This window comes from Bacteroides caecigallinarum (assembly GCF_021530995.1).
Lineage (GTDB): Bacteria > Bacteroidota > Bacteroidia > Bacteroidales > Bacteroidaceae > Phocaeicola > Phocaeicola faecigallinarum.
In genome coordinates this window covers 1-10,790 of record NZ_JADYTF010000118.1, presented here as the reverse complement: position 1 = coordinate 10,790, position 10,790 = coordinate 1, and the positions used below count along the sequence as shown (strand labels likewise).

At 40.3% G+C, this 10,790-nt stretch carries 10 protein-coding genes; 1 reads left to right on the top strand and 9 read right to left on the bottom strand.

Features of this window, described 5'->3' with window-relative positions; genetic code table 11:
* Positions 1-238: 238 nt before the first annotated feature.
* On the bottom strand, positions 239-940 hold the full coding sequence (locus tag I6E24_RS13560; protein ID WP_204507961.1) for a Crp/Fnr family transcriptional regulator: 702 nt from the start codon (positions 938-940) through the stop codon (positions 239-241).
* Positions 941-1,119: 179 nt separating this feature from the next.
* On the opposite strand from I6E24_RS13560, the gene I6E24_RS13555 reads away from it, so the two are divergent.
* Positions 1,120-3,255 (top strand): DUF5686 family protein, encoded by a 2,136-nt coding sequence (locus I6E24_RS13555; protein WP_235329072.1) that lies wholly within the window; start codon positions 1,120-1,122, stop codon positions 3,253-3,255.
* 16 nt (positions 3,256-3,271) lie between these two features.
* Here the strand turns inward: I6E24_RS13555 and I6E24_RS13550 are convergent, their stop codons facing one another.
* The 8 genes from I6E24_RS13550 to hisH all read right to left on the bottom strand — a co-directional run bounded on the left by I6E24_RS13550 (position 3,272) and on the right by hisH (position 10,688).
* Complete coding sequence (locus I6E24_RS13550; RefSeq protein ID WP_262911935.1) at positions 3,272-4,375, bottom strand: glycosyltransferase; 1,104 nt, start codon at positions 4,373-4,375, stop codon at positions 3,272-3,274.
* Between the two features lie 174 nt (positions 4,376-4,549).
* Positions 4,550-5,710, bottom strand: a complete 1,161-nt coding sequence (gene lysA / locus I6E24_RS13545; RefSeq protein WP_204507958.1) for a diaminopimelate decarboxylase — start codon at positions 5,708-5,710, stop codon at positions 4,550-4,552.
* Positions 5,711-5,817: 107 nt separating this feature from the next.
* Positions 5,818-7,137, bottom strand: a complete 1,320-nt coding sequence (locus I6E24_RS13540; RefSeq protein ID WP_204507957.1) for an aspartate kinase — start codon at positions 7,135-7,137, stop codon at positions 5,818-5,820.
* A 115-nt stretch (positions 7,138-7,252) separates the two neighbouring features.
* Positions 7,253-7,933: a cell division ATP-binding protein FtsE gene (locus I6E24_RS13535; RefSeq protein WP_235329070.1), complete on the bottom strand. Its 681-nt coding sequence runs from the start codon at positions 7,931-7,933 to the stop codon at positions 7,253-7,255.
* Between the two features lie 3 nt (positions 7,934-7,936).
* Entirely contained in the window at positions 7,937-8,548 is a 612-nt protein-coding gene (hisIE, locus tag I6E24_RS13530) for a bifunctional phosphoribosyl-AMP cyclohydrolase/phosphoribosyl-ATP diphosphatase HisIE (protein ID WP_235329069.1), read from the bottom strand.
* Positions 8,549-8,586: 38 nt separating this feature from the next.
* Positions 8,587-9,342: an imidazole glycerol phosphate synthase subunit HisF gene (hisF, locus tag I6E24_RS13525; RefSeq protein ID WP_235329068.1), complete on the bottom strand. Its 756-nt coding sequence runs from the start codon at positions 9,340-9,342 to the stop codon at positions 8,587-8,589.
* Between the two features lie 2 nt (positions 9,343-9,344).
* Positions 9,345-10,082 carry a 1-(5-phosphoribosyl)-5-[(5-phosphoribosylamino)methylideneamino]imidazole-4-carboxamide isomerase gene (gene hisA, locus I6E24_RS13520; protein ID WP_235329067.1) on the bottom strand — a complete coding sequence of 246 codons (738 nt, stop codon included), beginning with the start codon at positions 10,080-10,082 and terminating at the stop codon, positions 9,345-9,347.
* 15 nt (positions 10,083-10,097) lie between these two features.
* Entirely contained in the window at positions 10,098-10,688 is a 591-nt protein-coding gene (hisH, locus tag I6E24_RS13515; RefSeq protein ID WP_235329065.1) for an imidazole glycerol phosphate synthase subunit HisH, read from the bottom strand.
* Positions 10,689-10,790: the final 102 nt, after the last annotated feature.

Below are 10,790 nucleotides of genomic sequence, written 5' to 3'. Positions count from 1 at the left end.
GCAGCAGAACCACCACCTAAGGAGGTAATAAGCTCATAAGAGGGGCTTGTCTGATATGAAAATAACTCCCAACTTATCTATTTCAGCAAGTTGGGAGGGAATTCACGTCTTTAGCGGACAGTAATAAAAAATTTTCAGAACGTACGGTAAACTATGTAAAGGAATAAAACGAAATGTCCGATACCGGGGAAATTCCCTTGTATCGGACATTTCGTTTTTTATATCATCTTTGGCAATATCAACCTATCTTACTTATTTTCTTGAGCTTTTCTTCGTCTATAAGTTTGATTTTTCTTCCGTCTATTATTATCAGTTTTTCAGAGGCAAAATTTGAGAGTGTGCGTATGGCATTCGATGTTGTCATGTTCGACAGGTTTGCCAAATCTTCGCGCGAAAGATAAATGCTTAGTGTGCATTCATCCTCTTCCAATCCGTATGTATCTTTGAGGAACAACAGAGATTCTGCCAGACGTCCGCGGATATGCTTTTGGGTGAGACTGACGGTTCTTTCGTCTGAGATACCCAAATCTATAGAGAGTTGACGGATGAAGAACAAACCAAGCTGTGCATTCTCTTCCAGTAGTTTTACTATACATGTCATCGGGATAAGACATATAGTGCATGGCTCAAATGCGGCTGCGGCTGTAACAAAGTTTTCGTTGGCAAAATATGCTCTATAAGCAAAATATTCTTTATCTTTTATTACTCTTATTATCTGGCTTCTTCCGCCGACCCCGTCTTTATAGATTTTTACTTTTCCTTTAAGCAGGCACATTAAGTGCTTAGGTGTTTCCCCTTCACAATAAATTGTTTCGTTTTTCTTGTACTTTTGAATTGTAAAGTTCTGCGCTAAATAATCTTTTTGAGCGTCTGTTAATGGTTGCCATAAATCGGGAATACTTTCGGCAATCTCAGTTTCAGATAATTCTTTTTTTACCATAGATGTTATAAAAAAGTGTTATATAGCACAAAGGTAAGAATAAAAAATTAAAAAACTGTTTTTTTGCAATTAAAAAATAATGCTTTCAATAGGTTTTGTGTATTTTTGTTTCTGATATGTCGTATATATTCAAATATGGAAGATTTAAACTATTGCATCTGCTTTTAGTTGTTTTTTGCATGATGCCGCTGATTGGGCAATCAGAGAATATTATTTCGCTGATTCCCAAAGACTGCGTTGTTCCTGATTCCATTCTTAATAAAATGTATTCATCGGCATCTATTTATTCTAACGAAGTAAAGTCGTATAGAGCAAATCTGTATCTTAAAGGTACAGTTACGGTGCATAACAGAAATAGGATTATCAAGTATATACCGTCTATGTTCAAACTGGAGGATAGCATAAAGCACTATATGCATGAGTCTTTAAGTGAATTGCAATATACAGCGCCGGCTATTTATGACAGAAAGATAAAAGCGATGGTTTCTACCTTCAGAAGTCAAAAGGGGCAGGTGTTTGACATTATGGACTATATGAAATTCAATGTCTACTCATCATCGCTGATGGGTGATAAAGTGCTGTCACCGCTTAATAGTCAGTCTAAAGTTCACTACAAATATATTCTTGACAGTTTGTTGGTAATAGATAATAAACCTTGTTATAAAATATATGTAAAACCCAAGTATAAGAGTACAAAACTGGTGGATGGATATATGTGGCTATATGCTGATGATTGGTCTGTACATAGTTTTGATTTTGAAGGAGTTTATGATTTGATTGATTTCAGGATTAAGGCATATATGGGGAATACACCTCAAACAAAGTATCTCCCTTGCTATATGGACTTGGATATGAATTTCAGATTCCTTCGTAATCATTTGCAAATGAGATATTTTGGATGGTTGGATTATAAAGAGGTGAAGTTTACGGAACTAGGGGAAGTAATATATTTAAAGAAGGACAGAAGTAAATATAATTTGTCGAGTTCATATACACTGACTTGTGACACCAGCAGGTTGGTAACCGATATTGATTCGTTCTCGAAATTAAGACCTTTTCCGCTCACTTACGAAGAAGAGTTGCTCTACAAGGATAAGATGGACCGTAAGATGCTGGACAGACAGAAATGGGTAAAAGATTCTATTGAGAACCTGAAAAGACCGAAAAGCCAGGTCTTTCTGGGACAGGTGGGTGATGCTTTGATAAACTCGTACGATATAGACTTGCCCAAGGTGGGAAGCATTAACTGTTCGCCTATTATCAATCCGCTGTTGCTTAGTTACAGTCATCGCAATGGTATATCCTACAGGCAAGTTTATAAATACAACAAATTGTTTTATGACGGGCGTCTGTTGAGAATAGCTCCGCAGATAGGTTTCAATTTTACGAAGAAGGAACTGTATGCCAAGGCGGACATTGAGTATGTTTATAATCCAAGGAAACATGGTGCCTGGGAGTTGCACGTGGGAAACGGTAACAGAATTTACAGTAGTGTTGTGCTTGACCAGCTTGCGGCTATGCCGGACAGTACATTCTCTTTTGATGGGCTCGATCTGGATTATTTCAAGGATATATATGTAAATCTGTCGCATAACATAGAAATTATAAACGGATTGAATCTTTGGACAGGTCTTTCCATGCATTGGAGATATACGAAGAGTACTCCTGAACTGGATTCAAGAGTGCGCTCCCGGTATAACAGCTTCGCTCCGCGTGTGAGAATTGAGTGGACTCCGGGAATGTATTATTATATGAATGGAAACCGAAAGGTTAATGTGGGTTCGTTTTATCCAACTTTTATTGCTGACTATGAACGTGGCATTAAAGTCTTTAAAAGTTCAGGTGAGTATGAGCGTCTGGAATTGTCTGCGGAACAGATTATCAAGGTCAGGGACATTCATCATATAGCATACCATGTGGGATGCGGATTCTTTCTTAATCAGGAGGATATGTATTTTGTGGATTATGTAAACTTTGCAAACAGGAATCTTCCTCAGGGCTGGAATGATGACATTGGAGGGACATTTCAGATGCTCGACGGAAGATGGTATAACGCGTCAAGCCATTATGTACGAGGAAATATGACTTACGAATCGCCTTTCATACTGCTTTATCCTGTCAGCAAACTTCTTTCCTTCGTGCAGAAGGAAAGAATATATGCCGGAATATTGTTCATGCCACACCTTAATCCTTATTTCGAAATTGGATATGGTATAGGTACACATGTATTTGATGCCGGTGTGTTCATCGGGAATGAACGTGGAAAGTTTACCTCTGTGGGATGTAAGTTTACGTTCGAGTTGTTCAACAAATAATGTAATCCGTGTGTGACTATTTTCTCATATAGTCACTCTTGTGGCGGGTAATATATCTTATTTTCAGGCTCAGACTGTATAGCGGACGCATGATGTCATATACAAACAGATATGAGTAAACCTTTTCTCCCATAGCCTTTGCCGTTTTTGTGAATATTTCCATGACTGTGATTTCCTTTAATATCCATAATGTCAATGCTGAAATTGTAAAGATCCATTCTCTATAGAATATGCTTGTTGTTAACAAAGCTAATGCCGAGATGCTGAATAGTAATGAAGACCATGTTTCAATAGCGTTTATGACTCTTGCGTGCCCTTTATAATGGCTGCCTGTCACTTCATATCCAATTTTTTCTTCTTCCCATTGCTTTCTTGTTTTAGGCAGAGGCATTCTCATTATGCTGTTTGATGAAAGACATACTTTTGTATTTTTTCCGTTTGAAATCTCGTTTATAAGTAAGTCATCATCTCCGCGTAGCAAAGGTAACTGGTTGTGGAAACCTTTATGGCTTAGGTATACATCTTTACGGTAGGCCATGTTTCGTCCTATTCCCATGTATGGCTTTCCTCCTATAGCCCTACCAAGGAAACGCATTGAAACCATCAGCATGTCGGAGATTATTCTTTTGGCAAATATTCCTTTGTGTATGTTGTAATTGCAGTATCCCAGTACAATGTCTGTTCCCGGAACGAAGTTTCTTGCCATGCTTCTCAGCCAGTCTTTGCTTTCAGGTTTGCAGTAAGGCTCTGTCACAACAATCCAGTCATATTTGCTGGCCTTGATACCCATTGCCACTCCAAGTTTCTTCCTGCTTATGTATCTTGCGGATTTAGGAATGAATGTGCGGTATAGGTGGTGGTAATGGTTTCCAAGTATTTTCAGTACATTCTCATCTTCGACAGATGATTCATCGTTTACCACTATCACTTCGAACTCCGGATAATCCTGTTCTAGGATTGACGGAAGGTTCTCTTTAAGCATGGTTGCCGAATCATTTGTAACTATAATTACAGAGAGTGGGGGACAATTGTCATTTTCCGGTAAATTGTTTTGCTGTTTACTGCATTTAAACATTCTGCTGTATGGAAAAAGAAAGTAATATAGCTGGATTAGAAACATCAGTCCGCAGAATATCTGCAAAAATAGAATAGCCGAATTATAGTCTATGTTTATCATATCTTATTTTGTTTTCTGAAAAGTCATGCAAAAGTAGTTCAAAATTTCAGAAAAAAAGCTCCTTCGATGGTTTTTATTTAGCCATGAAGGAGCCTTTGCGTGTGCGTTTTTGTTTCTTTAAATAAGTTCGTCGGATGTATATCCTTGCGGAAGTGTTCTGCAGTTGTATGCCGATGCCATTATTTCACCGTATGCACCTGCCGAGCGAAGTGCTATGAGGTCGCCTCTCTTAGTCTTGTTAAGGTCGATGGCCTTTCCGAAAACGTCAGATGACTCGCATATAGGACCTACTACATCGTATGCCTCTACAGCTTCTTCTGAGGTGATGTTTTCTATTTTGTGATATGCCTGATACAGAGCCGGACGGATAAGGTCTGTCATACCAGCATCAACGATTGCAAACTGTTTGTTTGTTCCCTGTTTAACGTATGTAACCTTTGTGATGAGGCTACCGCACTGTCCGACTACCGCGCGTCCCAACTCGAAATGCAGTGTCTGCTGCGGACGAAGGCGCAAATGCTTGTGGTATGTCTTGAAGTATTCTGCAAAATCAGGTATCGGCTGACGGTTAGGATGAGCATAGTCTATACCTAATCCGCCACCTACGTTGATGTGCTCAACGATAATCTGGCGAGCGAACAGTTTTTCCTGAAGTTCGTTCACTCTGTTGCAGAGTGCAACGAAGTCGCCCATATCAAGAATCTGAGAACCGATGTGGAAATGAAGTCCTACGAACTTCACATTATTCATCGCCAGAGCACGGTCGATGACATAGTCCATATCGTTCATGCTGATACCGAACTTGTTTTCTGCCAGACCTGTAGTGATATTTGCATGTGTATGTGCGCCTACATCAGGATTGATACGGAAAGCCACTCTCGCAATCTTACCTTTGGCAGCTGCAAGTTCGTTTATTACTTCAAGTTCAGGAACAGACTCTACATTGAAGCAGAAAATATCGTAGTCCAGTCCGAGATTGATTTCCCAGTCTGTTTTACCTACTCCTGCATATACTATCTTGCTTGGAGGAAATCCAGCTTTGATAGCCGCTTTGATTTCGCCGCCACTTACACAGTCGGCGCCAAGTCCGCTTTCGCGGATAATGCTGAGAACTTTAGGGTTAGCATTAGCCTTAACTGCATAGTGAACGCAGAATTTATTGTATTTGCCACTTTCATCCTTTATAGTCTGAAGAGTTTCGCGAAGCAGATTTGCATCATAATAATAGAATGGAGTTTCCATTTCGCGGAATTTTCCGATAGGGAATGTACCTTTCATAAAGTGTTCTGTTTTTTTGATTTTCGTTTGTAGCTGTTTTTTTTACAAAAAAAGCGAATGGTCTGGATATCTCAATCCACAGCCATTCGCCTTTATATTACAGATGTTTATTTATTGTTGAATAAAACATCGCTCAGAGACTGCAGTGCGCGTTTCTTGTCTTCTTCACGGATAAGGAAAGAAATGTTGTAGTTGCTTCCTCCGTAAGAAATCATACGGACAGGAACTTCTTTCATTGCCTGAAGGGCTTTTGACTCGAAACCTACGTTTTCCCATTCCAGGTCACCTACCACACATACGATACACATATCCTGGTCAACAGTAACTGTACCGTATTTCTTCAGGTCGTCAACAATTTCGTTGAGGTGTTTTGTATTGTCGATAGACATCGATACGCCAACTTCTGAAGTACAAACCATATCGATGGCAGTCTGGTAGCTTTCGAATATTTCGAATACCTTGCGGAGGAATCCGTGAGTAAGCAGCATACGGCTTGACTTGATTTTGATAGCAGTTATATTGTCTTTTGCTGCCACTGCCTTGATCTTGCCTTTCTCTGTTTCGTTAGAGATAAGAGTACCAGGTGCGCTTGGCTCCATAGTGTTGAGCAGTCTTACCGGGATATTTGCATATTTTGCAGGCTGTACGCATGTAGGGTGAAGAATCTTTGCGCCGAAGTAAGCCAGTTCTGCAGCTTCTTCGAAGTGTAACTGACGTACAGGAGAAGTCTTCTCAACGATACGAGGGTCATTGTCGTGCATACCGTCGATATCTGTCCATATCTGTATTTCAGAAGCGTTGACAGCCGCACCGATAAGAGATGCTGTGTAGTCGCTACCGCCTCTCTGCAGGTTGTCTATCTCGCCGTAAGCGTTGCGGCAGATGTAACCCTGAGTGATATAGATTTCATATCCAGGATTTGCTTCAAGTTGGAGAGCCAGTTTCTCACGGATGTAAGTCAGGTCAGGTTCGCTGTTCTTGTCAGTACGCATATATTCCAATGCTGGCAGAAGAACTGCGTTGATTCCTTGTTCGCAAAGGTAGTTTGTCACCATGTTTGTAGAAATGATTTCTCCCTGAGCCAGGATAACTTTTTCTTCGAACAAAGTGAAAATGTCTTTTGTATATGAACGTATATAGTCAAATACTGACTTTACGAATTCCAATGTCTTCTGTTTATATTCTTCGGTAGAATAAAGTTCATCTATATGCTGTTTATATTTTGCTTCCAGCTTATTGATGATTTCATTCGCACCTTCAGGATTTTTCTTGTACAGATAATCCGAAATTTCAACTAATGTGTTAGTTGTACCCGACATTGCGGAGAGTACTACTATTTTCTGCTCGCCGTCAGAAATCAATTTGGCAACATCTTTCATTCTCTGAGCAGAGCCTACTGATGTTCCTCCAAACTTTAAAACCTTCATTTTACGTTTCGAATTTTAATGGATTGTTAATAATTAAATATCAGAATGCAAAAATAGCAATAATAATCAATTTCTTTTTGTTTTTATGCCGATTTTACGTTCATGTTTGATTTTTTTATGAATTCTGCTGCTCTTCTAGCTTGTGCGACTCACATTTATATACTTTGCCGGGGTATTCAGAAAGCAAGTTTATATTGTGAGTGGTCATTATTATCGCCGAGCCTTGAGAACATATTTCCCTGAGGAGTTCAACAATACGATGACCGGTTTCCACATCAAGATTACCTGTCGGTTCGTCTGCCAGGATAAGTTCCGGTTTGTTCAGGATGGCTCTGGCTATCACAATTCGCTGTTGTTCGCCTCCGGACAGTTCGTTAGGCATCTTGTATCCTTTGGTTTCCATTCCGACTTGTGTAAGAACTTCTGTTATTCTGGTCTGGATGTCGTTATTGTTTTTCCAGCCGGTCGCTTTCAGCACAAATTCCAGATTTTCCTTTACCGTGCGGTCTGTGAGTAGCTGGAAGTCCTGAAAGACTATACCTATTCTTCTTCTTAGTGCAGGGATATGTTTTCTTTTTATGCTTTTCATATCATAACCCAGCACTGTTGCATTGCCGTCCTTTATGTCAAGTTCGCCATATATGGATTTCAGAAACGTGGATTTTCCGCTTCCTACCTTACCTATCAGATAGACAAACTCTCCGGGATTGATGCTGAAACTGATATTTTCCAGAATCTCCTGTTCCTGTTGCCAGATGCTTACATTGCTGTATGATATAAGTGGTCCTTCGCTCATCGATTAATGTTTTTTCCAGGTTTCACTGTGGCGTTCCTTCAGTTCTCGGGCCAGATCTTCTATACGGTAGCCTTTCGAAGTCAGCAACACTATAAGGTGATAGATGAGGTCCGCTCCTTCATAAATAAGTCTTTCGTCAGTGCCGTTGCATGCTTCGATTATGGTTTCAACGGCTTCTTCGCCCACTTTCTGCGCCATTTTGTTCACTCCCGACTGGAAGAGACTTGTAGTGTATGATTTCTCCGGCATTTCTTCGTGACGTTTGCAGATGAAGTCCTGAAGCTCTTTAAGGAACATAATGTCCTGCTCGTTCTTGTCGCCCCAGCAAGTGTCTGTACCAAGGTGGCAGACAGGGCCCACAGGATTTACCATTATGAGGAGAGTGTCGTTGTCGCAGTCGGCCTTTATAGAAACCACATTCAGAAAGTTTCCGCTTTCTTCGCCTTTGGTCCAGAGTATGTTCTTTGTGCGGCTGAAGAAAGTTACCTTGCCTGTTTCTACAGTTTTCTGATATGCCTCTTCGTTCATGAATCCCAGCATAAGTACTTTCTGGGTGTAGTTGTCTTGTATGATGGCCGGAACCAGTCCGTTCATTTTGTCAAAATTCAATTCCATAATTTTATAATCTTTTTTCGGTTAATATGTATGTGTATTTAAAGTCTTACGGAAATACCTTCTTCGTGAAGATACTCTTTCAGTTTCATAATAGGTATCTCTCCAAAATGGAACACGCTTGCTGCGAGTGCGGCGTCCGCCTTACCCAAAGTAAATGCGTCTCTGAAATGCTCCATCTTTCCGGCACCGCCTGAGGCTATTACAGGTATGTCCAGTGTCTCACTCAGATGTGCCAATGCTTCGTTGGCATATCCTGTTTTCACTCCGTCATGGTCCATACTGGTGAACAGTATTTCACCCGCACCACGGTCATTGACCTCCTTTGCCCATTCGTACAGGTATCTTTCGGTTTCCACTCTTCCGCCGTTAAGATAGCATTTCCAGCCGGTGGCAGTCTGTCTGGCGTCAATGGCTACCACGCACACTTGGGAACCGAAGTGTTTTGCAATTTCGTCAACAAGCATCGGATTCCTTATGGCTGCAGAGTTTATAGACACCTTATCTGCTCCGGCATTAAGCAGTCTATCAACATCTTTCAGCTCGTTTATTCCTCCACCTACTGTGAATGGAATATTAATATGTGCGGCTATTCGCTTCACAAGATCTGTGAATGTTTTTCTTCCTTCATGGCTTGCCGTAATATCAAGATAAACAAGCTCGTCGGCTCCCTGTTCGCTGTAAGCCTTTCCAAGTTCGACCGGATCGCCGGCTTGACGTAAGTTTACGAAGTTTGTGCCTTTTACAGTCTGTCCGTCTTTTATGTCAAGGCATGGTATAATTCTTTTTGCAAGCATAATCAGTCTTGTTTGTCAGAGTTTGATAAATCGGACAAGTCCTTTAGTTTGATTTTACCTTCATATATAGCTTTCCCGAATACTACTGCAGGGATACCGGCATCATCCAGCCTGTAAATATCATCCAGACAGCTTACTCCTCCACTGGCTATCAGATGCATATCCGGATGGTTTGCCATTATGTTTTTGTAAAGTTCTATTGACGGTCCTTCCAGCATTCCGTCCTTGCTTATGTCTGTACAAAGAACTTTTGATACTCCTTTGGCTGTATAATCGTTCAGAAAATCTTCAAGCATAATGTCGCTTTCTTCTTTCCAGCCGTTAATAGCTATTTTGTTGTCTTTTACGTCGGCTCCCAGGATTATCTGTTCGTGACCGTATTTGTTCAGCCATTTTTCGAACAGTTGAGGATTCTTGACCGCTATACTTCCCACGGTAACCATCTGTGCCCCGTTGTCGAAAGCTATAATAAGGTCTTCATCCGATTTTATTCCTCCACCGAAATCGATAATAAGCGAAGTCCTTCCGGCCAGTTGCTCCAATATTCTATAATTTACGATATGATGAGATTTGGCTCCGTCAAGATCGACTACATGCAGACGTCTGATGCCGTATGCTTCAAATTCTTTAGCTACTTCAACAGGATTCTCATTGTAAATCTTTTTTGAGTCATAGTCTCCTTTTGAGAGTCGGACACATTTTCCGTCTATAATGTCTATGGCAGGAATTATTTCTATCATAATATAATTATGTGTTTATAGTTCTAAGAAATTTCTCAAGATTCTTTCTCCCGTTTTTCCACTCTTTTCAGGGTGGAACTGTGTGGCATAGAAGTTGTCTTTGTGCAACGCAGAACTGTAAGGAAGAATGTAGTTGGTACGTGCGGCTGTGAAATCGTTCAGAGGAACATAGTAGCTGTGTACGAAATAAACATACTCATCCTTCTCGAATCCTTTAAACAGAGGACTTACGGCATTCTCGATAGTATTCCATCCCATGTGTGGCACTTTGTCAATGTGTCTTTGCGGACAGAATCTCTTTACATCTGTATCAAAAATTCCGAGGCATTCTGTATTTCCTTCTTCGGAATATTTACACATAAGCTGCATACCCAAGCATATCCCTAAAACCGGCTGCTTTAAGTCCTTTATCAATATATCCAAATTCTGTTCTTTCAGATATTTCATTGTTGTTTCAGCCTCACCTACACCTGGAAATATCACTTTGTCAGCTTTAAGCAACGTTTCCTTGTCGGATGTTATGACAGGTGTGACTCCGATACGCTTTAAAGCATAATCCACTGAGAAAATATTTCCAGCATTATATTTTATGATTGCAACATTCATTGTTTTTCTTTGTTTACTGTTTTATTCAGTCGTTTTTGCAAAAGTAACTAAATAATATTTAATTCCTAGCTTTTATGTCAAAAAGTTTGCTTTATAGCATAT

Coding starts and splice junctions, on each gene's coding strand:
- lysA (WP_204507958.1), bottom strand. CDS start 5,710: ATGAAAGGTACATTCCCTATCGGAAAATTCCGCGAAATGGAAACTCCA.
- hisF (WP_235329068.1), bottom strand. CDS start 9,342: ATGCTTGCAAAAAGAATTATACCATGCCTTGACATAAAAGACGGACAG.
- I6E24_RS13555 (WP_235329072.1), top strand. CDS start 1,120: ATGATGCCGCTGATTGGGCAATCAGAGAATATTATTTCGCTGATTCCC.
- hisH (WP_235329065.1), bottom strand. CDS start 10,688: ATGAATGTTGCAATCATAAAATATAATGCTGGAAATATTTTCTCAGTG.
- I6E24_RS13540 (WP_204507957.1), bottom strand. CDS start 7,137: ATGAAGGTTTTAAAGTTTGGAGGAACATCAGTAGGCTCTGCTCAGAGA.
- I6E24_RS13535 (WP_235329070.1), bottom strand. CDS start 7,933: ATGAGCGAAGGACCACTTATATCATACAGCAATGTAAGCATCTGGCAA.
- I6E24_RS13550 (WP_262911935.1), bottom strand. CDS start 4,375: ATGTTTCTAATCCAGCTATATTACTTTCTTTTTCCATACAGCAGAATG.
- hisA (WP_235329067.1), bottom strand. CDS start 10,082: ATGATAGAAATAATTCCTGCCATAGACATTATAGACGGAAAATGTGTC.
- hisIE (WP_235329069.1), bottom strand. CDS start 8,548: ATGGAATTGAATTTTGACAAAATGAACGGACTGGTTCCGGCCATCATA.
- I6E24_RS13560 (WP_204507961.1), bottom strand. CDS start 940: ATGGTAAAAAAAGAATTATCTGAAACTGAGATTGCCGAAAGTATTCCC.